This is a genomic window from Chitinophaga sp. 30R24, from assembly GCF_049056765.1.
Lineage (GTDB): Bacteria > Bacteroidota > Bacteroidia > Chitinophagales > Chitinophagaceae > Chitinophaga.
The window spans coordinates 43,592-65,403 of sequence record NZ_JBJGXX010000015.1 but is presented as its reverse complement, the minus strand read 5'-3'; the positions used below and the strand labels follow the sequence as shown (position 1 = coordinate 65,403).

The 21,812-nt window shown below is 44.8% G+C and carries 20 protein-coding genes; 9 read left to right on the top strand and 11 right to left on the bottom strand.

Going from position 1 to position 21,812, the window contains the following annotated elements; all coding sequences use genetic code 11:
* Positions 1-325: 325 nt before the first annotated feature.
* Genes ACDQ55_RS20095 through ACDQ55_RS20085 form a run of 3 tightly spaced genes read right to left on the bottom strand, consistent with a single transcriptional unit; the run spans position 326 to position 1,899 of the window.
* Positions 326-757, bottom strand: coding sequence for a MarR family winged helix-turn-helix transcriptional regulator (locus ACDQ55_RS20095; RefSeq protein ID WP_420983397.1), 432 nt, complete (start codon positions 755-757; stop codon positions 326-328).
* 25 nt (positions 758-782) lie between these two features.
* Complete coding sequence (locus ACDQ55_RS20090) at positions 783-1,463, bottom strand: type 1 glutamine amidotransferase domain-containing protein (RefSeq protein ID WP_420983396.1); 681 nt, start codon at positions 1,461-1,463, stop codon at positions 783-785.
* A 10-nt stretch (positions 1,464-1,473) separates the two neighbouring features.
* On the bottom strand, positions 1,474-1,899 hold the full coding sequence (locus ACDQ55_RS20085; protein WP_420983395.1) for an organic hydroperoxide resistance protein: 426 nt from the start codon (positions 1,897-1,899) through the stop codon (positions 1,474-1,476).
* Between the two features lie 234 nt (positions 1,900-2,133).
* On the opposite strand from ACDQ55_RS20085, the gene ACDQ55_RS20080 reads away from it, so the two are divergent.
* Genes ACDQ55_RS20080 through ACDQ55_RS20070 form a run of 3 tightly spaced genes read left to right on the top strand, consistent with a single transcriptional unit; the run spans position 2,134 to position 4,525 of the window.
* Entirely contained in the window at positions 2,134-2,574 is a 441-nt protein-coding gene (locus ACDQ55_RS20080; RefSeq protein WP_420983394.1) for a preQ(1) synthase, read from the top strand.
* On the top strand, positions 2,528-3,295 hold the full coding sequence (map, locus tag ACDQ55_RS20075) for a type I methionyl aminopeptidase (RefSeq protein WP_420983392.1): 768 nt from the start codon (positions 2,528-2,530) through the stop codon (positions 3,293-3,295). Before ACDQ55_RS20080 ends, map begins: the two co-directional genes overlap by 47 nt.
* Before the next feature lie 42 nt (positions 3,296-3,337).
* A complete protein-coding gene (locus ACDQ55_RS20070) occupies positions 3,338-4,525 on the top strand; it encodes a THUMP domain-containing class I SAM-dependent RNA methyltransferase (RefSeq protein WP_420983391.1) in 1,188 nt (395 codons plus the stop codon).
* A gap of 56 nt (positions 4,526-4,581) precedes the next feature.
* Here the strand turns inward: ACDQ55_RS20070 and ACDQ55_RS20065 are convergent, their stop codons facing one another.
* Together ACDQ55_RS20065 and ACDQ55_RS20060 are read right to left on the bottom strand one after the other, a co-directional pair.
* Positions 4,582-5,670, bottom strand: a complete 1,089-nt coding sequence (locus tag ACDQ55_RS20065; RefSeq protein WP_420983390.1) for a hypothetical protein — start codon at positions 5,668-5,670, stop codon at positions 4,582-4,584.
* Between the two features lie 154 nt (positions 5,671-5,824).
* Positions 5,825-6,298, bottom strand: a complete 474-nt coding sequence (locus ACDQ55_RS20060) for an Lrp/AsnC ligand binding domain-containing protein (protein WP_420983389.1) — start codon at positions 6,296-6,298, stop codon at positions 5,825-5,827.
* Between the two features lie 380 nt (positions 6,299-6,678).
* Between ACDQ55_RS20060 and ACDQ55_RS20055 the strand changes: the two genes are divergently transcribed.
* On the top strand, positions 6,679-7,560 hold the full coding sequence (locus tag ACDQ55_RS20055) for a class I SAM-dependent methyltransferase (RefSeq protein ID WP_420983388.1): 882 nt from the start codon (positions 6,679-6,681) through the stop codon (positions 7,558-7,560).
* A gap of 77 nt (positions 7,561-7,637) precedes the next feature.
* Entirely contained in the window at positions 7,638-7,868 is a 231-nt protein-coding gene (locus tag ACDQ55_RS20050) for a DUF3820 family protein (protein ID WP_420983386.1), read from the top strand.
* A gap of 73 nt (positions 7,869-7,941) precedes the next feature.
* Here ACDQ55_RS20050 and ACDQ55_RS20045 read toward each other — a convergent pair whose 3' ends face one another.
* On the bottom strand, positions 7,942-8,403 hold the full coding sequence (locus ACDQ55_RS20045; protein WP_420983384.1) for a bactofilin family protein: 462 nt from the start codon (positions 8,401-8,403) through the stop codon (positions 7,942-7,944).
* Positions 8,404-8,412: 9 nt separating this feature from the next.
* Positions 8,413-9,486, bottom strand: a complete 1,074-nt coding sequence (locus ACDQ55_RS20040; protein WP_420983383.1) for a hypothetical protein — start codon at positions 9,484-9,486, stop codon at positions 8,413-8,415.
* Between the two features lie 237 nt (positions 9,487-9,723).
* Between ACDQ55_RS20040 and ACDQ55_RS20035 the strand changes: the two genes are divergently transcribed.
* Together ACDQ55_RS20035 and ACDQ55_RS20030 are read left to right on the top strand one after the other, a co-directional pair.
* Entirely contained in the window at positions 9,724-10,065 is a 342-nt protein-coding gene (locus ACDQ55_RS20035; RefSeq protein ID WP_420983382.1) for a hypothetical protein, read from the top strand.
* 222 nt (positions 10,066-10,287) lie between these two features.
* Complete coding sequence (locus tag ACDQ55_RS20030; RefSeq protein WP_420983381.1) at positions 10,288-12,144, top strand: M1 family metallopeptidase; 1,857 nt, start codon at positions 10,288-10,290, stop codon at positions 12,142-12,144.
* Positions 12,145-12,149: 5 nt separating this feature from the next.
* Here ACDQ55_RS20030 and ACDQ55_RS20025 read toward each other — a convergent pair whose 3' ends face one another.
* Genes ACDQ55_RS20025 through ACDQ55_RS20010 form a run of 4 tightly spaced genes read right to left on the bottom strand, consistent with a single transcriptional unit; the run spans position 12,150 to position 17,404 of the window.
* Positions 12,150-13,175: a DUF4249 family protein gene (locus tag ACDQ55_RS20025; protein WP_420983379.1), complete on the bottom strand. Its 1,026-nt coding sequence runs from the start codon at positions 13,173-13,175 to the stop codon at positions 12,150-12,152.
* 2 nt (positions 13,176-13,177) lie between these two features.
* Positions 13,178-15,862 (bottom strand): carboxypeptidase-like regulatory domain-containing protein, encoded by a 2,685-nt coding sequence (locus ACDQ55_RS20020; protein ID WP_420983378.1) that lies wholly within the window; start codon positions 15,860-15,862, stop codon positions 13,178-13,180.
* The gene (locus ACDQ55_RS20015) at positions 15,813-16,790 is read right to left on the bottom strand and encodes a FecR family protein (protein WP_420983376.1); all 978 of its coding nucleotides are present in this window, start codon (positions 16,788-16,790) and stop codon (positions 15,813-15,815) included. Before ACDQ55_RS20015 ends, ACDQ55_RS20020 begins: the two co-directional genes overlap by 50 nt.
* A 53-nt stretch (positions 16,791-16,843) precedes the next feature.
* The gene (locus ACDQ55_RS20010; protein WP_420983375.1) at positions 16,844-17,404 is read right to left on the bottom strand and encodes an RNA polymerase sigma-70 factor; all 561 of its coding nucleotides are present in this window, start codon (positions 17,402-17,404) and stop codon (positions 16,844-16,846) included.
* Between the two features lie 471 nt (positions 17,405-17,875).
* Here ACDQ55_RS20010 and ACDQ55_RS20005 point away from each other — a divergent pair, with 471 nt between their 5' ends.
* Together ACDQ55_RS20005 and ACDQ55_RS20000 are read left to right on the top strand one after the other, a co-directional pair.
* Positions 17,876-20,257 (top strand): glycoside hydrolase family 3 C-terminal domain-containing protein, encoded by a 2,382-nt coding sequence (locus tag ACDQ55_RS20005; RefSeq protein WP_420983374.1) that lies wholly within the window; start codon positions 17,876-17,878, stop codon positions 20,255-20,257.
* 118 nt (positions 20,258-20,375) lie between these two features.
* Positions 20,376-21,734: an acyl-CoA dehydrogenase family protein gene (locus ACDQ55_RS20000; RefSeq protein ID WP_420983372.1), complete on the top strand. Its 1,359-nt coding sequence runs from the start codon at positions 20,376-20,378 to the stop codon at positions 21,732-21,734.
* The last annotated feature ends 78 nt before the right edge of the window (positions 21,735-21,812 follow it).

The window sequence follows — 21,812 nt, the reverse complement described above, 5'->3', positions numbered from 1 at the left end:
CTCATCCGGGAAATACTGTTGCCTTTGGTAAAGGGAAACAATGTCAAATAGTTATATAATTTCACTGCTGAGATATGTTATTTTTTTGTTGTTGTGCCGACAGATCCAGATATTTTCCTGTAAATTGATAGCTCATCAAAGAAAAGGAGGTATTCATGTTATCTACAGAATATTCATGGACACCTGAGGTTAATTTAGTTTAACACAGGGGGCTCCTGAGAGCATCTGTTAACGCATAAGCGTTGGGGCATCCTGGTATATCCAGGATGCCTTTTTTATGGGTTGTTGGGAATAAGATATTTTCTGTCTATTGTGAGATTAGCTGTTATGATAGGGGGAGATGTCTCTTTAAGATAGTGTCTATGGCAGGTTTGAGCGTTTTATATTCTTCCGCTGTAAATCCCATGCTGCAGGCCAATTTTTCCGGGATGTCGGCGGCGGCTTCCCGCAGCAGTGACCCTTGTTCTGTGAGTTGTATATCTACGATGCGTTCATCCGTTTTACTGCGGGTACGCCGGATTAATTTTTTGTTTTCCAGTCTTTTCAACAAGGGGGTGAGCGTGCCGGAGTCTAACATCAGTAGCTTGCCTAACGCTTTTACAGAAAGGGTTTCATGTTCCCAGAGAGAGAGCATGACGAGGTATTGGGGGTAGGTAAGGTCTAATGCTTGGAGTAAAGGCTGGTAATGGGAAGTTACCAGCCTTGACACGGCATAAAAAGAAAAACAAAGTTGATCCGATAATTTTAATTGTTTCAAACCGAGTGATTTTAGCCGGGCAAAACTAAGCCAATGTTTCAATTAATATCTTAGCTACTTCTTTAGAAGAGGCCGGGTTCTGTCCGGTAATGAGTAAGCCGTCTTTCAGGGCATAAGAATGCCAGTTCGCTGCTTTGCTATAAAAACCGCCAAGTTTTTTCAATTCGTTTTCTAACAGGAACGGTACTACGTTAGTATATTGTATAGCTTCCTCCTCGCTATTGCTAAAGCCGGTTACTTCCTTGCCTTTTACCAGTGGTTCGCCGGAGGTAGAATCCATTACTTTGATCAGTGCTGCGGTGGCGTGGCATACAAAAGCAATGGGCTTATGTTGCCGGTAAAATGTTTCGATGAGCGCTATGGAACAGGGATTATTTACCAGGTCCCATAGCGGTCCATGGCCACCGGGATAGAATACGGCATCGTAATCATCTGCTGCCACCTCATTTAGTTTTACTGTATTAGCAAGCTTGCGTTGTAGTGCCTCATCCCGGATATACCTGTTTGTGGCGGCTGTCTGGAATTCTTGTAATTCGCTTTTAGGATCAATTGGCGGTTGCCCTCCTTTAGGGGTGGCAATCGTTATTTCGGCTCCTGCGTCTGCCAGCGTGTAATAAGGGGCAGCAAATTCTTCCAGCCAGAAACCGGTTTTATGACCGGTATTGCCTAGTTCGTTATGCGATGTCAATACAATTAAAACTTTCATGGGAGGTAGTTTAGATCAGTTCCAGTTCTACTGCAACATTGCCGCGGGTAGCATTGGAATACGGACATACCTGGTGCGCTTTTTCCAATAGTTCTTTTGCCAGTTGCGGATCTGTATCTGGTATGGATACCTGCAGCTTTACTGCCAATCCAAAACCGCCATTGTCAGTTTTTCCGATGCTTACATTAGCGGTAACCTGGGTAGTACCGGTTTTTACCTGCTGTATTCTGATCACATGATTCAGTGCGCTGTCGAAACAAGCAGCATAACCCGCGGCAAATAACTGCTCCGGGTTACTGTAGGCGCCGCCGCTTCCACCCAGTTCTTTGGGCATTCTTACGTCGAGGTCTAATACGCCATCGGAAGAAGTAACGTGGCCGTTTCTGCCGCCAGTGGCAGTGGCATGTGCAGTGTATAAAGCTTCAATGCTTGTCATGATAGAATATATTTTATTTTGTAAAATTAGATTGTACACAATCTAATTCCAAATTTATTTTATCGGCTGATTATAGGTAACAAAAAAAGAGGCTTGGTGTTTTTGCCAGGGAGGTATTGCATGCATAGTGCCAGATAGCATATTATCTGCATGATGCTCTTGCTTACTGATTTGTGCCGGCAGGGTATATGGAGTAAATATGTTACATTGCGATAGATTATCTATATACTACTTATGATTAAAAAGCGCTATCAACAGATTGATAAAACGTTGCTGAAAGCCTTACCTAATCCATCTAAGGAAAAGTATGAGATGAAGATCAAAGTGCCTGAATTTACTTTTTTAGGGGTGGAGGAACAACCGGATTTTGCTAAACTTTATATCACCTTTTATCCGAAACAAAAGCTCATTGAGCTTAAATCACTCAAGCATTATGTCTATCACCTGCGTGATATCATTGTTTCTTATGAGCGATTGATCAATATCGTATATGATCACCTGATGGAGGTATATGAGGCCGACCGTTTAAGGATCACGCTGATCTGCAATCCCCGCGGTGGCATCAGCTCTAAGCTGGTGATTAACGCTATCACACCAACTTATATTCATCACATCAACCATATCTTTTATGTCGATAACTACAGAAGCAGAACTCAACGGTATGAAAAAGGTTAGCGAAGCAGTGGCCGTTACCCTTAGAGAAATGAGAAATTATGCCAGGCCGGGTATGACGGCTAAAGAAGTAGATGATTATGGCGGGGAAATACTACAGGCACTGGGCGCTAAATCCGCACCTAAACTCACTTATGGCTTTCCTGGCTGGACTTGTATCAGTGTAAACAATGAAATTGCGCATGGGATACCTTCAGCTAACAAAATATTACAGGAAGGCGACCTGGTGAACATAGATGTATCTGCAGAACTGGATGGCTTTTGGTCGGATAATGGAGGCTCTTTTGTGTTAGGAGAAGATATTCACCAGCATCAGCCATTAGTAGATGCTTCCCGGACCATCCTCTTCAATGCTATTCAGCAAATAAAAGATCATATCCGTATTGCAGAAATTGGGCGTTTCATTGAAACCTCAGCTGGAAAATTAGGTTTTACGGTGATCCGTAACCTGGCTGGCCACGGTGTAGGACGCGGCTTACACGAGGAGCCGGATGATATCCTGAATTGTTATGTACGCTTCAATAAATCCTGCTTCCGGAAAGATTCGGTTGTGGCCATAGAAACATTTATTGCTACCAAGTCTTCTTACGCCACCCAAGCCCAAGATGGCTGGACATTAATAGGCAACAGGGGAGGTTTTGTAGCGCAACACGAACATACTATTGTGGTAACAGAACAGGCCCCTTTGATCCTCACGGCTGCCAATGAAATATGGGCCGATTAGCTATTAGCTAATGTCGTAAAGGATCGGTAAATTTGCCGCCTTATGTCATTATATACTACAAAGGGAACCGTTACCATTACCTGTAACAAACGCTTGACTCCATTCCTGGAGCAGGAAGTAAAAGAACTGGGATTCCAGATAGAAGACACATTCATTACGGGAGTGCGCTTGCATGCCACGTTAAATGAATGTATCCGTTTGAACCTGAACCTGCGCTGTGCCAGCCAGGTGCTGTATAGCCTCAAGCAGTTTAAAGCGGCAGATGCAGACGGTATTTACCAGGAGTTACGTCATTTTCCCTGGGAAACCATTTTGCCCGAAGAAGGATATTTTTCCATTACCAGCAATGTGCAGAACGATACTATCAATAACGGCATGTTTGCTAATCTTCGTGTAAAGGACGCCGTAGTAGACCGCTTACGGGAAAAGACCGGTAAAAGGCCTTCTACAGGCGCAGAGCTTAGCGGGGCGGTAATTCACCTGTTCTGGAAAAATGAGGAAGCAGAAATATTTGTGGATACTACCGGCGATTCCATTGCCCGCCATGGCTATCGGAAAATTCCTGGTCGTGCGCCTATGCTGGAAGCCCTGGCTGCTTCCACCATCCTGGCTACACGGTGGGACCGTCGGTCACCGTTTATCAATCCCATGTGTGGCTCCGGCACTGTAGCCATTGAAGCTGCCTTGATCGCTACCAATACCCGCCCGGGACTTTTCCGAAACAATTACGCTTTTATGCATTTGCTAGGTTATGAAGAAGCAGTATACCTCAATGAGAGAGGGCGCCTGGAAAACCAGATCGTGGAAGTACCTGGCCTCCGGATCATTGCTACAGACCTGAGTGAACAAGCCATTGTGAATGCACGTAAAAATGCGCGTGCCGCGGGCGTAGAAGATATCATCGAATTCCAGATATGCGATTTTGCCAGCACAGAAATACCAACCGGAGCTACAGGCGTAGTATATATGAACCCTGAATATGGTTTGCGTTTGGGCGAAATAGAAGCCCTGGAAGACACTTATGGCCGCATCGGTGATTTCCTGAAACAAAAATGTGGCGGTTATTATGGCTATATCTTCACCGGCAATCTCGAATTGGCCAAGAAGATAGGGCTGAAAGCCAAACGCCGTATTGAGTTTTATAACAGTACTATCGATTGCCGCTTGCTGGAATATGAACTGTATGCGGGTACCCGCGATGTCCGCAAACTGGCAGCAGAACAGCCATAAACAATCACTATACATCTTTCGGCCGGGTGCTGCAAACGTAGCACCCGGCTGTTTTATTAATATGCTTTGCTGTATTCGGCCGGATAGCCCGTCAGCAGAGAGTCTATTATTTTATCGAATCCGGTAGGTTGTTGTTTTAGATAAGTATCAAAGAATGCACCGGCAAGATAGCCGACCAGTTGCTGCCGCTTACTGTGGGAACTTCCAAGTGAAGGTTGTACATGTTCTGCAATAGAGATAAGGGAAGAGAAGTCTTCATGCCGGGCATTGTTCAGTTTCAGGTAATAGTGGGAGGTGGTGGCACTGTGCTGCTGCATATCAGGATGCTCACTACCCAGGTAACAATAAGGCACCCTAATTTGCTGCGGATATACCTGTGGACCCCGCATCATTTTATTACACTCGCGGTCCCACTCTGCTTCATTGCCATACCAGTGTATTTCCGTACCATCTAAAGAAAGCAGGCATTTGGAGGCGCTAGATTGCATGGCCGCTTTAGTAATGGCACTTCCGCCCAGCCCCCAGCCTAACAAGCCGATATGGGCCGTATCGGCCATGGAAAGGGCGCTGAGGTAACGTTGGGTAAACAGCAGGTCTTTTACCTGTTCTTCCAGGTCTGCGGTAGCGCCCATATCGCCAGGATACCTGCCTACAGAACTGATGGCGGCTACCAGATAACCCTGTTGCACGAGGCGGTGAAAGAGGATAATGTTTTCCCAACTGCTGCCATTCATGCTGGCGGCGTATATGATAACAGGTAATTTTCGTGTAGTCTTTGCAGGTAGTTCTGCCGTATATACTTCTGTGTTATAGTAGAAGATACTGTTAGCACTGTCTAGTTTAAATTCCTGTGCTATGGCCTGGGCAATGTGGTGGGTAGTTATATGGCAACTGTCTTTCGGTAAACTGTAATTCAGCCGTAAGGCAGCCATATCCAGTATCTCTTCATAGCTGAGCGGATATTTACTGATCGTTTTAGCAGCAGGAAAGAACAGGTCTATTTTTACAGGGCGGAAATTTTTGTCGAATTTTCTGGTGCTATCGTAAACATGCAGGGTATAGAGGCCGGTATAGTAGGTGGCGGGGCGCAGTGGTTTACAAGAAAACAGCAATATCACTGCTACAGGAAGTATCAGGTGCTTCATATGCGGAAATATTTGTCCGTGAAGCTATTATACATTACTGCAGTAGGGGAACAGGGGAATGTTTTAACTGTTCTTTATCCGGGCTATTTATCTTGAGCCATGTGCAAGAAGTGACAGCAGCTGGCTGGCAGCCAACCGCTATACATAACTTTTATCAGAGTGCTTCACTTACATTAATGGGGCGGGAGAAACTCTCTTCCAGTGAAATGATGGTTTCTGTGCGCTCAATGCCTTTGATATGTTGCAGATCATCTTGCAAAATTTTACGCAGCTCGCTGCTGTCGCGGCAAATGATTTCAGCAAACATGCTGTAAGCGCCGGTGGTATAGTTTAACCGGACAATCTGTGGGATCTTTAATAATTGTTTGGCCACATTTTCATACAAGGAACTTTTTTCCAGGTAGATGCCAATAAAAGCCAATACATCAAAGCCAATGGCACGCAGGTTCACCTGTAAACGGGTGCCCCTGATCACTCCCATTTCATGCAGCTTTTTGATGCGTACATGAATAGTGCCCCCAGATACAAACAGCTTTTTCCCCAACTCCGCATAAGAAATGCTGGCGTCGGTTGACATTTCTGAAATGATCTGTAAATCTAATTTGTCAATATTTAAATGTTGGCTCATTTTAGCAACTCAATTTAGAATATTTTCTAAAAATAGATTTTTTTTTGAAATTATTGCAAAATTAATGGCGTTTGCAAGCCTTTTACCCGGTATTTTATGCTGTGAATTACTTGGTTGTGTTTTTATTTGACTGATTTTCAGTTAGATAGAATAATACCTAATACTATTGTTCAAGCAGAAAGGAGCGCAGCCTTTATGTAGTGCCCACCAGGCGTCAGGAACATGCTCCCATTATTCTTTGGCAGGTGCCGGTACCAGCCAACGTATATTCGCTTGCGTGATAACATCCCTATCGCTACGCATCAACCGGCGTATATTGCTGTATCCTTTTTTTGATTAAATTGGCATACGTTTATTTCTCTGTAAAGAGTATATGATCTATGAAAGAAGGTGTCACGAGTAGAACCGCCCAATATATGGCCCTGTTCCGGGCATTAGAAACCACCCGCCCAAAAAAACAACGGCTTTTTACTGATAAGTTTGCCGCTTGTTTCCTGGATAATAGCCTGCGGCTAGGAGTGTGGTTATGCTGGATACCTGGCTGGCGCCTGTTGGTAGAATATATCATCCGGAAAAAAATTCCCGGTGCATTATCCTCCGGGATCGCACGTACCAAATATATAGACGACCTGTTGCAACAATCTATAGCGCAGGGCGCTCAGCAAGTGTTTATTCTAGGCGCTGGTTTTGATACCCGTGGTTTACGTTTGCCATTCCTGGAACGGATGAAAGTAGTGGAAATAGATCATCCTGATACAGCAGCGTTTAAGCTCTCCCGGTTACGCGCATATAAGATTCCTTCTAAAGTATTTTATTACCAGATTGACTTTAATAAACAAAGTTTAGATCAGTTAGGGGCGCAAAATAATTTTGATTTTTCATTGCCTTCGGTGATTATTTGGGAAGGAGTTACTAATTATCTCAATAAAGAAGCGATCGATAATACCTTCGCTTTTTTACAGCGTTTTGCTCCTGGTACAACCGTTATTTTCACGTATGTACACGAGGATATCTTGTATCATCCTGCCGCTTTTTATGGTGGGGAAAAGCTGTTACAGGAGGTAGCAGCATTGGAAGAAAAATGGACTTTTGGTTTTGATCCCGTTGCGTTGCCGGTGTATCTTCAACAATATCAGTTCCAATTGCTGGAAGACCTGGGTGCTGCGGCATACCGGGAACGGTATTGGCCCTACCATATGGAACAGGGATATGAATTTTACCGGGTAGCTTATACCCGCCGGACGCCTGCTGCCGGCCAATAAGCCGCTACCTTTACTACCAAGGCCATGGGAAACAGATTTATAATTTAACTTTACCAGGTTATAAATCTTTTAATGATATGGAGATGGCCACCCCCGATCCGGAAATGCTGCAACAATTGGTCAATATGAAAATGCCTTTTGGCAAGTACAAAGACGTAGTTTTATGCGATCTGCCGGTAAGCTACCTGGAATGGTTCCAACGGAATGGTTTTCCTAAAGGTAAATTAGGCATGCTGCTGGAAACTATGTTGGTCATAAAAATGAATGGGCTCACAGCATTGCTCGATCCGTTAAAAAAGAAGCGATAGGCCCGCTATGGGCGTATAAAAAAGCGGCTGTTACCCACAAAGGTTACAGCCGCTTTCATTATGTTGAACAGCATCAGAACCAACTGGTTTGTTGTTCTTCTTCTCCGTTAGCTGCTGTGGCATTAGCGGAAGGAACTGGTACCACGATAGTGTCGGACACAGTAGTGGAGGGTTGCTGTGGTTGCACATTTTTGCGGATCGCTCCCTCTACTTTGGCACCTTCCTCAATTTCCAGCACCATCGCATTTACATCGCCCTTAACCAGGGCTTTGTTGCTGATATGGGCTTTATTAGTGATGTATACATCGCCATACACTTTTCCTTGTACCACCAGGTCGGTAGCGTAAATATGGCCACGTATATTCGCAGTTTCACTGACTACCAGCTTGCCGCTGGTTTTTACATCGCCTCTTACGTTGCCATCTATACGGCCGGACACGGAGGCGTCAATACTACCATTCACGGACACAGTTCTGGGAATACGAAAAGCTCCGGGAACTATGATATTGCGGAAAAAATGCCTGACATTGATCACACTAATAGATTAGAGGGTGATGGGATTAGGTGTAATTGTTGGTGTATGTTGTAACTGATCCTCAAATGTGGAGACAATGGAGCTGGAATTGCCAAGGTCCAGGCCTACACTTCTTTGAGGTTTATTATCAGATATTCTTAATGAATTATAAAGATAACCAATACTCATGAGATTCTCAGGTTCTGGTGCCACTTCTACTGGAATAAAGTCACGGAATTCTTCTGCAAAAGCATCTGTAAGCTCGCGGTAATGCGCCCCTCCGCCCATCAGGTAAATTTTTTCACAAGTTTCAAAATCCAGGTCTGTGAAATAGCTGCGCATGAGGGGAGATACTACTTCTTTGTAATATTGGGTAAGTACACCTTTCCGCATATCACGCAGGTCTATACGTTTGCGGTTGGTGAAGATAGAACCTTTCATAAAGGCATCATCTACCTGGTGCTCATTTTTCATTTCCAGGTAATGTTTTTGGTTCAGCTCACGGGTCAGGTTATTAATTGCATAACGGATACCGTGAGAGCTGAAGCAGGTGCGGTGGATTAACCCGTCGCCGGTAGCCATACCGCCTTCGATGGTGCCAAAGCCAAAACTGATGGCGATGAAATTATCCAATTGGGGCTCATTGATGGTTTTTTTTAAGCCAATGATGCCGCCCACAATTTCAGGAATCACTTCATATTTTTCAATATCAAACATGGCTTTCTTAAAAGAGCCTTTGGTATTGTAAGTTTGTGTATCGTAATCGATCAGGAAATGCCTTTTACTTAAAAAATGCTCTGCTGCGGTTTTGTAGATATTGTAGGTTGAAAAAGGAAAACCCAGTGTCAGGCAGATAGGTTGCTGTACTTTATCGATGGTATTTAACAAAGCGGCTTTGAATAATATTTCATAATCTTCTTCTGTAGGCGCTGCGTTGGTAACGCGGCCCGGATTGATGCCTCCCCTTTTAGCAAGGTTACCCACGAGATACCATGTATCGTCTTTTTTAATTTTTAATCCATTGAGAAGGTCCTTACTTGAATTTTCGGTGTTTCCGAAAGCGGTTTCAAATACGCTCGGAAAGCTGGTTGTAGATACTTTCATAGTGCTTTGTTAATAATACAGTTAAAGCCGTGACTCTCCTTTAGGAGGGTTTTCATCGGGATTGAAATAGTAGTTAAAGGTATAAAATATTATAAATAAGGGGATGACAACCAGTGAATTTACGTTAAAAATAATACAGGGTGCTTAATTTTCAAAATAACAATAAAAAGCCGGTTTTACCGTTTACCACAAGTCCCCATCTCCCTTGCCTATACTCATCTTTTATTTATTTATTACATGAAATACTTGTTGTTTGTCATGTTGTTGGGGCTATTCGCCTGCCAGTCTTCCCAAAAAGTTTACCAGACGCCTGCTATGGGGGCGGAAGCGGAATTTGATAAAGGATTAAGGCCAGAAAAACGGCCCCAATATCTGTTCGATAGAAAAACAATGCAAGGTCTTCAACAACAAGGTGTGGTATCTACATACACTGCTACGCGCCATAATACCGCCCCAACGGCGCCTGTAAAGAAGAATAACAGCGCTGCGGCGGCAGATTCACTGAAAAGCAAGCCAGATACTATTAGCACGGTTCCACCAGCAGATACGGCGCGTGTTATACCCCGTAATCCTGCATAATACAATACCCCTCAAGCGATCATCTCTTTTGATAGCCGTTCTTTGCTGCATAGTTGTTCTCTTGGTGGTAAAGTATCATTCGTATATCCATTTCTGTAGTGCCATAAGTGCCTGGTACAACAGCAGGCTACCTATCTTCCGTTTGTTGGGGCCTGCCCACAGATCCCATCGCTAATTTTCCCGGTAATTCCCTACATTTGAAGTGACCGCTTTTAACAACTTATGAGAAAGTTCATTTTCGGTTTGCTGCTCTTTACAGTACAGCAGGCCATTGCACAGGCACAGTTGTATATGCCCCTGAGTATTAAACAGTCGTACAACAACCAGGTACGTAATTATACAGGCGCACCCGGTAGCAAGTACTGGCAAAACAAAGCCGGATATGATATACAGGTGGCTTTCGATCCCGTTACCAATAAGGTATCTGGCACAGAGCAGATCAGTTATATCAATAATAGCCCGGATACGCTGAGAACGATTAATTTTAAACTGTTTCCCAATCTTTTCCAGAAGGGAGGCATCAGGAATATGCCCGTTTTACCCGATGACCTTACAGAGGGTATCGCAATTAAGCATATGAAAGTCAATGGGATTGATAAACCGTTGCCCCCCAGTATCAGAGGTACCAACTTGCTGCTTGGTATACCGGAATTATACCCGGGCCAAACGGTGAAGTTTGAGCTTAATTTCTCCTATATCCTCAATGAAAATACGCATATCCGAACTGGTTCAGTAGATACCGGCGCCTATTTTATCGCCTACTTTTTCCCCCGCATTGCCGTATACGACGATATCAATGGCTGGGACCAGATCCCTTACATGGGTATTCAGGAGTTTTATAATGATTTTAGCGACTTTCGTGTGGCGATCACTGCACCTGGTGGCTATGAGGTATGGGCTACCGGCGACCTGAAAAATGCCGCCGGGGTATACAACGATAAATTTGTACAGCGTATAACCGCTGCTGAAAAAAGCGATGATATTAGGTATATTATAGATAGCACAGATATACGTAATGGGAATATTACCCGCAACAGCCGCAGTAATACCTGGCGCTTTGAAGCCAACAATGTAACAGATTTTGCTTTTGCCCTCAGTAACCACTACTTATGGCAGGCTACCAGCGTGGAAGTAGACGACCTTACCCAAAGACGTACACGGGTAGACGTGGTTTTTAACCCTGCCCATGCCGATTTTTTCGATGTAGTGCATTATGCCCGTATTACGGTAGACAAAATGAGTCATTACTTTCCTAAATGGCCTTACCCGTATAACCATGAAACCGTGTTCGACGGACTGGATCAGATGGAGTATCCAATGATGGTCAACGATAATCCCTTGTCAGACAGAGCGCAGGCAGTAGAGCTTACCGACCACGAAATTTTTCATACGATGTTTCCCTTTTACATGGGCATTAATGAAACCCAATATGCCTGGATGGACGAGGGCTGGGCTACCATGGGGGAATGGATCATTTCTCCGCAGATAGATAGCGCTATTATAGATGATTATGGTATGCTTTCCTATAATTTTATTGCGGGCAAGGTACAGGATCTTCCTATTATGACGCCTTCCAATCAAACAACAGATGCCTATATCACTAATTCCTATCCTAAACCGGCTTTGGGCTACCTTTATGTGAAAGATATGTTGGGCGATAGTCTTTTCCTGAAAGCATTGCACTACTATATTGCCCAATGGAATGGGAAACATCCGCAGCCCTATGATTTCTTTTATTGTATGAACACCGGCGCTGGCAGGAATATGGACTGGTTCTGGAAAAACTGGTTTTTTGATAATGGTTATCCAGACCTGGCTATTACACAGGTATCACAAACCGGTAAAACAGCCGCTATAGAAATTACGTCCAAAGGCAGTAAACTGGTACCGATAGACCTGGTGGTTTTATTTGATGATAACACCACTATACGGTTACACCGTAGTATCGACTGTTGGGAGAAAGGCAATAAAACGGTATCGTTACGTTTTCCCGCTGCGCATAAAATTAAAAAAGTAACCCTGGGCAGTACCTGGATAGCAGATATTGATAAAAGTAACAATATCTACGAGCTAAAATAACCCGTTTAGAGCGTATCGTAATACAAAGAATATACTTTCTGGAAACTACCGCCTACAATGCCCAGGCCTCCCTGGGTATTGCTCCGGATTTGAATAGCCTGTATCAGGCTGTTCAGGCCAGGATTGCGTTTTACTTTTTCATAAGTAAGCAGGAAATTGTAGTAGTCTACCGACACTGATTTGACATATACCAATACCCTGCCTACAGGCGCAATTGCCTCGGCAGGACTTGAGCTAAGCGCAGTGGCGTTGATATAGAAGTAGGTGGTTAGTGGTTTACCCTGTTGGGTGAATAGGATGCTGTTGTAGTTTTCGTTTAATCCGCCTATCTGGTTATTGTCGGCATCTTCATCTTGCGTATAGCAAGGGATGCGGAGGTAATCGTTCTGGTAGATACTATCTTTTGTTATATCCACTTCCGGTTGGTCTTTCACCTGGTCGTACAGCGCAGGGTGTTCGCTTTTGCGGTAACGGATGCCCTGCCAGGTAAATAAGGTATCCAGTATGATGCTTTGTTTAAGGGCTTCCATGACTACATATTGCCGTACGCCTGGTATAGGGCTTACGGTAAAGTGGAAGCGCAGTACCGGCCGGCCATTGAGTAAGGTTCGCAGGGTATCTAGCAGTTCCACCCTAAAGGGAGGGGGAATAGGAGCGGTAGCCGTTACCGTTTTCAGGCCAGGTACATCTACCTGCACTTTATAGGCCTTGCCGGCGTCCAGCGTCATTTTTCCCCGGTAAAGGCTCATGGCATTGCTGGAATCATTTACATATAATAGTGTTTCTAGCAGCTGACCATTTTTATCCATCAACTGTACCTGGGCATTGTTTACCAGGTCGAAATTATTATCTACACCAGGAACTATCGGTTTACTTTTCCCTACGCGCACTTCTGCTACGTTGTTGGCGACGAGTTCGCTATACACTACTTCCCGGGGAGAAATATTATTGGAAGGTACCGGTAATTCCTGCTCACATCCATTCAGCAGCGTCATTCCCAGCAACGGCAAAAAAATAAACAGGTACTTCATGATTAAAACTTGAAAGTATAACTTAGATAAGGTAATGTTCTGAATAAACTATATTGGTATAATTGTAATGGATAAATTTCATCATAGGCAAAATAAGAGAACTGGTCGAAGCTCACGATGAAAGGATTGCTCCTGTTGTATATATTATACAGGCCGCCGGAAATAATATGCTTGCAGTGTGTTTCTCCGCCAAGTTGCAGGGTAGCGCCCAGGTCCAGATGATGTATCGCATGCAGGCGGTAATTATTCAGTCTGGCAATGTAAGGCAGGTAGTTCACCTGGTAGGTGGAAAATGGTGAATAGCGTTCATCCAGGTAGCCTTTAATATTATGGCTCCAGTCGAAATCCGGGAATATTTGCAATGGTAGGGTGAAAGGTGTGCCACTGGCAAATTTCCAGGAAGCGGCCAGGTTCCATTTCTGGTTGATCTTATATTTGAGGGCCATAGAAAGGTTGTGGCGCCGGTCTTCCTTATAAGGAAACTGCTTGCCACCATTCAACTTGTCGAACTGCCGCCAGGCCCATGACAGTGTATAGGAAAAAATACCGGTTAGCCTGCCTTGTGTTTTTTCCAGCAACAATTCGCTTCCATAGTTATAACCGTTACCAGCAATCACTTTTTTCTCCCAAAGGTCTGAGTTATCGAAAATGTTCAGTACTGTGTTTGTGGTTACAATATCTTTTAGTTGCTTATAATACAGGTTTACGTTGAACCGCCATTGATTGTTCCATTGGCGCTGGTAAGATGCGCTGTAAGAAAAAGCTTGTTCTGGTTTGATATTTTCAGTACTTGGTACCCAGAGGTCTGTTGGTAGGTTGATCACTGGCGTGGTAAGCTGGTGCACAAACTGCGTCATTTTAGCGAAAGACACCTGGATATATTGCGACTGCGGGAACTGCCACCGCAGCATCATGCGTGGTTGTGCGCTCATATAAAAAGAAGAGTGTTGTACCAGTGCCCCGAAATGTAGTCCGGGACGGACAATGAGCCGGTCGTTCAGCAGGCTGAACTCATCTTCTGCATAAGCGGTTAATTCCGACATGTAGTAAATGGGTGCCCTGCGCGGCGTGGCTTCACCAGCAGAAATATTGGTATGATAGGCCGTAGGAGCGAAATTATGATAGGTATATCCTCCGCCGAAAGAAATATGCTGGCTGTTGTTCACCGCATATTCTGTTTCATTTCTCACCGCAATGTCCCGTATCCTGGAGAAACCGTAGCCTCTTACAAAAAGGGAGTCATAGAAGGAGATTGGAATGATAGCATTCTGGGAGAATAAATTATAAAAGCGGCTATAGGTAGCGGAGGTATTGGTAAACATCCGGGGATTGACTACGCGGGTCCACTTTACGGCAGCTGTAATATTGCTCCAGGCAAAATTATAGTCGTCGAATAGCTGTATTACCGGGTTCTCGCTTTTAATATGCATTTTATCCTGCCCCTTGTAAAAGCTGACGAAGATCCTGTTCTTATCGTTAATGATTTGGTTTAGTTTGAAATTGATATCATACAGGTAATAATCGCCATAATCCTTCATCAGGTTGTGGGCATATAAAGCATCTACCAACGATCTGCGGATAGAGAGGGAGGCGGAACTTTTATCTTTTATAATAGGCCCTTCCAGCAGAAAGCTGCCTGATACCGGGCTTACGGTGGCGCTGCCATGCCACTCTTTCATGTTACCATCACGGGTACGGATATCTACTACGGAAGACAAGCGTCCGCCATAGCGTGCCGGAAAAGCATCTTTATAGAGGGATACGTCTTTTACCGCATCTCCGTTGAAGATGGAAAACAGCCCGAAGAGATGGCCGGTATGATATAGCGGAACGCCGTCGAGCAGATAAAGGTTCTGGTCTGCGCCGCCACCTCTGATCAGCAGGTTGCTACTGCTTTCCAGTGAGCTGCTGGCGCCAGGGTATAGCTGTAAAGATTTTAATACGTCCTTTTCTCCCAATAGGGCCGGGAAGTTGGATACATACCCGATAGGCATGTTGAGGTAGCCTGCCTGGGAGTTAGTGCTTTCCATTTCGCCATTTACCACTACTGTTTGCAGGGAGCTGCGAATATCCATATGAATATTGAGTTGGCCTTCGTCCTGAGGTGGCAGATGTTGGTATACCGGTTTATAGGCTACATGGGAAAATATAATACCCTGGCAGGTATCCGGCACCTGCAGGCTATAGAAGCCATAGGCGTTTGTTTCAGTACCCTTGTGCGTAACCGGGTCGAATACAGAGGCGCCGATGATCACCTCATTGCTGTAGCCTTCTTTCACAAACCCGCTAACCGTATAATATTGGGTTTGAGAGCTTTCCCGGAGCAGGAATATTTTTCCGTTGAGGGCAGCAGCCTGTATACCGGTGCCCTGTAAGATGATATTGAGTACTTCTCCGGTAGTATGTTCTTTTCCGGTAAGTTGTACCTTCTTGTTGAGGTGCAGGAAGCTGGAACTATAGGAGATATTGATCCCGGTAGTTTTTTGGATATCCTGTATGTAAAAGAGGATAGTGCCCTGTTTGTTGAAGGGAATGTAGCTATACTGCAGCAAATTATCACTGCTGCTCTGTGCCCGCAACGATTGCGCCCAGAACAGCAGGAAATAAGTAAGTATATAAAGGAGTCGTTTTCTAAAGCTACTGGCTGATGACGATAGTGTCACCTTCTTGTTTGTAGTTGAATCCAAGCAATAGTTGTAATTCATGCAAAACATCATCACAGGATTGATTCCGGAAGGAGATCGTAGCTTTCTGCTGCGATGCTGTTTCCAGGTATTGATCATCAACCCTGATATCTTTTGCGTAAAAGTCGGCTAATTGTGGCAATATTTCAAGTAATGTCTGGTCATTAAATTGCAAAATACCGGTTTTCCAGGCGATAAAATTAGGATTATTGTTATCACGTGCGTACAACTGTCCATTGCCCCATACGCCCCTTTGTCCGCTGCCCAGGATGATGGCGGTGGTATCGCCTTCTATGCTCAGTTTTACTTTCCCGGAAGCAACGGTAACTGCGGTGCTGTCTGTGCCGGTTTGTACGGTAAAGGAAGTGCCCAATACTTCTATGACAGATTGATTGGGCGTTTTAACGAAAAAGGGATGCGCCGGATCATTGGCAATTTCAAAGAAGGCCTCTCCTTCCACTTCTACGATTCGTTGATCGTGGTGGTAGCCGTTGATATATCGGATCCGGGCGCCCTGACGGAGGGTAACGATAGATTTGTCGGGTAGCTCCAGGCTTTTAATTTTGCCGTCGTTGGCTGCCAGCTCATGTTTTTTGCCGCCGGAATGGAGCAGCCACCAGGTGCCGGTTACTAATGCAAGTACTACTACCGCTGCTGCGGCGTATTGACGGTATTTTGTGATAGTCCGGATGCTGATAACAGGTGATATATACCGGTTAGTTTTATCCCAGGCTGCGTCAATATTGTATTGGCGCAAGGAAGGAGAGGAGTGATCGCTATGCTGCCAGATTTTTGACAGTAGCTCATACTCCGCCTTGTTTTCAGGGGAAGCATCTAGCCATTGCTGTAGTACAGCGGATTCTGGCTCAGTACATTGACCGGATAGCTTTTTAGCTATGAGTTCATGCAGGTAGGTATCTGAAGGCTCCATAATACAGTGTATGCTCTAATTTATTAACGCGCTTAATTGTCATCACCCTCTATTTAAGGGAGGATTAATTTCAATAAAAAAATAATGCTCATGGGTAAACCATACTGTTGCAGGTATTTGCGTAACAACTTTAATGCACGTCCCATGTAATTTTCAACAGTTTTGGCAGAAAGCCCCAATTTCTGTGCCGTTTGCAGGTGGGTCATGCCCTGTATCCTGCAACAGGTAAACACTTCCCGGCACTGTGGCGGCAGATTGGCAATCGCTTCATATACCAGTTGCTCAAAATACGGCTTGGCGTTCTCTATCTCCAGGGTATCCGGATTTTCTGCTATCTCCACAAATGATTCAAATCCTTTCTGGCTCGCGTTTTCCGTATATTGTTTCCGTAGCGCTGAAATAGAATTATTACGAACTGCCCGGAACAGATAAGCCTTTATATTGGGAATACCAATTTGCTCGCGGTGCTTCTCCCAGAGCTTGATGAAGGTTTCCTGTACTACATCTTCTGCAGCAGCATCATCTTTCAGGAAACTATAGGCATAGTTGCATAAGTCATTGTATTGCGAATAAAACAACTCTTTATATGCCTGGTAAGAAGGCGATGTAATCATTTAACCTTCAGGATATTTTATATAAAAATATGAAAACGGTTCGCTGCGAATGTAACTATCTTTTTGTTAATAAACATGAAATAAGCCGCTATTGGAGGGCAATTGCCGCCGGAAATTTTTTTTAAAATAAATAGAGGGATTTGAAAATTATCGCGTCATAGCATTAACTGCTATGACTATATTTTGGCGTAAGCAGCTACATCTCTTTTAATAGTTTTCTTAGTTGTGTTATTTTTAAAACCGGGGTTGCCTGAATTACTCAGCAACCCCTTTTTGCGTTAAACCCGCTCTGTTAGCCACTAGCGTAGTTACTGCCATCTATGCTAAATACAGCACTGATAGTATATTAATTTAATATAATGTTATTTTGATGATTTTTTGCAATCCATTGCAATGACGCGTAAATTGGTTAGACGATATAAAAATATGCCTGGAATGTATATATACTGGACCAAAAAAATTTCCACGGGTATGATATTGGCAGCCTTCATTGCCACTATCGCCAACGCTCAGAAAACAACCTCCATTTACCACGAAGGTTGGATCGATTTCAACAAAAACGGCCGGAAGGATATTTTTGAAGACCCCCGCCAGCCAGTGGAGAAACGGGTACGAGACCTGCTTTCCCAGATGACCCTGGAAGAAAAAACTTGTCAGATGGCCACCCTATATGGATATGGCCGCGTACTGAAAGATGAAATGCCTACCCCTAATTGGAAACAAGAGGTATGGAAAGATGGTATCGCTAATATAGATGAGGAGCTTAACAGCTTGCCCTACAATAAAAAGGCGCAATCCGAATATTCCTATCCCTTCAGCAAACATGCTAACGCCATAAACACCATACAGAAATGGTTTATTGAGGAAACACGCCTGGGGGTTCCTGTTGATTTTACCAATGAAGGTATTCACGGCCTTTGCCACGACCGGGCTACGCCACTCTGCGCGCCTATTGGAATTGGCAGTACCTGGAATCGACAACTGGTAAGCCAGGCTGGTCATATCGTAGGCCGTGAAGCTAAACTGCTTGGCTATACGAATGTATATGTGCCAATACTGGACCCCGCCCGTGACCCACGCTGGGGCAGGGTGGTGGAATGCTATGGGGAAGACCCTTTCCTGATAGCGGAATTAGGTAAACAAATGACACTGGGCGTACAGGAGGAAGGTGTAGCTGCTACCTTGAAACATTTTGCTGTTTACAGCATGCCTAAAGGTGGCCGCGATGGAGATGCCCGCACAGACCCGCATGTGGCGCCCCGTGAAATGCACCAGATATTCTTGTACCCTTTTCGCCGCGTGATCACAGAAGCCCATCCTATGGGTGTGATGAGCAGCTATAACGATTACGATGGAGTGCCTGTTACCGGCAGCTACTATTTTCTCACTCAGTTACTGCGTGAAGTATATGGTTTTACCGGGTATGTGGTGTCCGATAGTGAAGCGGTAGAATACCTCTTCACCAAACACCATGTAGCCGCCGACTACAAAGATGCAGTAAGACAAGTGGTAGAAGCGGGTCTTAACGTACGCACCAACTTTACGCCGCCGGAAAAATTCATCCTGCCCCTGCGTGAATTAGTGCAGGAAGGCAAGTTGTCTATGAAAACTATCGATAGCCGTGTGGCAGATGTACTGCGCGTGAAATTCCGTTTAGGGCTCTTTGATCAACCTTATACAGATGCGAAACTGGCTGATAAAGGTGTGCATACAACCGCTGATGAAGCCTTTGCTTTGCAATTGAACCGCGAATCATTGGTGTTGCTTAAAAATGAAAAGGAAACATTACCGTTAGATAGGGAAAAGATACACCATATCCTGGTGACAGGCCCTCTGGCTACCCATGCTACGTATGCTGTAAGCCGTTATGGCCCCGCTAATAATAAAGTAACTGCTGTGCTGGATGGGATCATGCAACTGGCCGGTAAAAATATAGATGTACAATATACCCAAGGCTGTGATGTAGTGAACCCAGGATGGCCTGGCACAGAACTGGTACCTACGCCACTCAGCGCAGCAGAAAAAGCCGGTATAGACGACGCCGTTAGTAAGGCGCAACAGGCCGATGTAATTGTAGCAGTGGTAGGGGAAGATGAAAAGAGAGTAGGGGAAAGTCTTTCACGTACAGACCTGGCGCTCCCTGGCCGCCAGTTACAATTATTACAGGCACTGCATGCTACCGGTAAACCGGTTATTGCGGTACTTATCAACGGACAGCCACTTACCATCAATTGGGAACAACAAAACCTGCCTGCTATTATGGAAGCCTGGTTTCCTGGCCCGCAGGGCGGTACTGCTATTGCAGAAGCCCTGTTTGGCGATTACAACCCCGGTGGCCGCCTTTCCGTTACTTTCCCTAAAACAATGGGGCAGATTGAGCTGAATTTCCCTTTCAAACCTGGCTCCCATGCGGGTCAGCCCTCCTCTGGTAATAACGGTTACGGCAATACAAGTGTAAATGGCGCCCTATATCCTTTTGGCTTCGGTTTGAGCTATACTGAATTTAAGTATAGTAATCTGGCGGTAACACCTGAAAAGCAAGCCTCCCAAGGGGATATTAAAATCAATGTGGATATAACTAATACGGGTAAACGAAAAGGAGATGAGGTGGTACAGCTCTATATCAAGGATAAGGTGAGCAGTGTAACTACTTATGTGATGCAGCTGCGCGGTTTTGAAAGAGTAACCCTGGAACCTGGAGAGAAAAAGACCTTGCAATTTGTACTGCATCCAGACGATCTGGCATTACTAGACCGTAATATGAACTGGACCGTAGAGCCTGGTGAGTTTGAGGTGCTGGTAGGCGCTTCCTCAGAAGATATCCGGTTGAAGAAAAGTTTTGTAATAGAATAAAGCTAACGGGACCACCACTCCGTGCAAATACCGGCCCCCAGCCATTCCGCTGTAAGCGTTTGGCTGGGGGCCGTATTAAGTTGACCCGATTCCGTACATTTATATAAAATCCTGCAAGATGTCCGGAACATTCTCAAAACTGAAGAACGCTTACCGCTTGCTGCAGCATATCGACTTCAATATGCTCGCTAAACTTTCTGAAAAAGTAGATCTACCTAAAGTGATCGCATCTGTGGCGCAGATGAACGATAACCAGCTCAATGGATTGTTGAAAATGTTGGGTGGCAGCCAGGGCAAAAAAGCATTGCCGCCTATAGATGGCGATTTCTACAATTTGGGAGGGAAGTTGAATGAAGAAGATAGGGCTTTGCAACTGAAAGTGCGGGCGTTTATGGAAAAGGAAATACAGCCGTTGGTTAATGAATACTGGTTGAAAGCGGAATTTCCATTTGAAATTATTCCCAAATTCAAGGAACTGAATATCTGTGGGGTGACCTATGAAGGATATGGTTGCCCCAACCGCTCTTTCCTTATGGAAGGGATCATTGCCATGGAAATGGCCAGGATAGATGCTTCCATTGCCACTTTTTTTGGTGTGCAGAGCGGGCTGGCCATGGGGTCGGTATACCTGCTTGGATCCGATGCCCAAAAACAAGAGTGGTTGCCAGGTATGCAACAATTAAATATTATTGGCGCTTTCGGGCTTACAGAACCGGAAGTGGGGTCTGGTGCGGCCGGCGGTTTAACGACCACGGCGAAACGGGAAGGGGACGCCTGGGTGTTAAACGGCCAGAAAAAATGGATAGGCAATGCTACATTTGCCGACGTAATAGTGATTTGGGCTAAAGATGTGGATGATAACCAGGTGAAAGGTTTTCTTTTGAGAAAAGGCACCCCTGGTTTCAGTGTGGAAAAGATCCATGATAAAATGGCCTTGCGTATTGTACAGAACGGACTGATTACACTAAAAGATTGCCGCATTAAAGAGGCAGACCGCCTGCAGCAAGCCAATTCTTTTAAAGATACAGCCCGTGTATTGCGCATGACCCGCGCTGGCGTGGCATGGGAAGCCGTTGGTTGCGCCAGGGGCGCCTACGAAAATGCATTAGCGTATACCCGTTCCCGTAATCAGTTCGGAAAAACTATTTCTTCTTTCCAATTGATACAAGGCCACCTGGTGGAAATGCTTTCCAATCTGACGGCAATGCAAACCATGGTGTACCGTTTGTCTGAAATACAGGATGCCGGCCAGCTGAAAGATGAACATGCTTCCCTGGCGAAGGTATTCTGTACGCTTCGTACCCGGGATGTAGTGAGCCGTGCCCGTGAAGTGATGGGCGGCAATGGCATTCTGTTGGAATACAATGTAGCCCGCTTTGTGGCGGATGCAGAGGCTATTTATTCATATGAAGGAACGAAAGAAATTAATTCCCTTATTGTGGGCAGGGCTATTACCGGCGTTAGCGCTTTTGTATAAGCAATAAAATCATATATTCATTGCAGTGAGTAACCTTTTGTTGTAATGATTACTTCCCCTATGCTGCTTCTGAATGCT

Coding starts and splice junctions, on each gene's coding strand:
- ACDQ55_RS20090 (WP_420983396.1), bottom strand. CDS start 1,463: ATGAAAGTTTTAATTGTATTGACATCGCATAACGAACTAGGCAATACC.
- ACDQ55_RS20085 (WP_420983395.1), bottom strand. CDS start 1,899: ATGACAAGCATTGAAGCTTTATACACTGCACATGCCACTGCCACTGGC.
- ACDQ55_RS20080 (WP_420983394.1), top strand. CDS start 2,134: ATGATTAAAAAGCGCTATCAACAGATTGATAAAACGTTGCTGAAAGCC.
- map (WP_420983392.1), top strand. CDS start 2,528: ATGTCGATAACTACAGAAGCAGAACTCAACGGTATGAAAAAGGTTAGC.
- ACDQ55_RS20070 (WP_420983391.1), top strand. CDS start 3,338: ATGTCATTATATACTACAAAGGGAACCGTTACCATTACCTGTAACAAA.
- ACDQ55_RS20065 (WP_420983390.1), bottom strand. CDS start 5,670: ATGAAGCACCTGATACTTCCTGTAGCAGTGATATTGCTGTTTTCTTGT.
- ACDQ55_RS20060 (WP_420983389.1), bottom strand. CDS start 6,298: ATGAGCCAACATTTAAATATTGACAAATTAGATTTACAGATCATTTCA.
- ACDQ55_RS20055 (WP_420983388.1), top strand. CDS start 6,679: ATGAAAGAAGGTGTCACGAGTAGAACCGCCCAATATATGGCCCTGTTC.
- ACDQ55_RS20050 (WP_420983386.1), top strand. CDS start 7,638: ATGGAGATGGCCACCCCCGATCCGGAAATGCTGCAACAATTGGTCAAT.
- ACDQ55_RS20040 (WP_420983383.1), bottom strand. CDS start 9,486: ATGAAAGTATCTACAACCAGCTTTCCGAGCGTATTTGAAACCGCTTTC.
- ACDQ55_RS20035 (WP_420983382.1), top strand. CDS start 9,724: ATGAAATACTTGTTGTTTGTCATGTTGTTGGGGCTATTCGCCTGCCAG.
- ACDQ55_RS20030 (WP_420983381.1), top strand. CDS start 10,288: ATGAGAAAGTTCATTTTCGGTTTGCTGCTCTTTACAGTACAGCAGGCC.
- ACDQ55_RS20025 (WP_420983379.1), bottom strand. CDS start 13,175: ATGAAGTACCTGTTTATTTTTTTGCCGTTGCTGGGAATGACGCTGCTG.
- ACDQ55_RS20015 (WP_420983376.1), bottom strand. CDS start 16,790: ATGGAGCCTTCAGATACCTACCTGCATGAACTCATAGCTAAAAAGCTA.
- ACDQ55_RS20010 (WP_420983375.1), bottom strand. CDS start 17,404: ATGATTACATCGCCTTCTTACCAGGCATATAAAGAGTTGTTTTATTCG.
- ACDQ55_RS20005 (WP_420983374.1), top strand. CDS start 17,876: ATGATATTGGCAGCCTTCATTGCCACTATCGCCAACGCTCAGAAAACA.
- ACDQ55_RS20000 (WP_420983372.1), top strand. CDS start 20,376: ATGTCCGGAACATTCTCAAAACTGAAGAACGCTTACCGCTTGCTGCAG.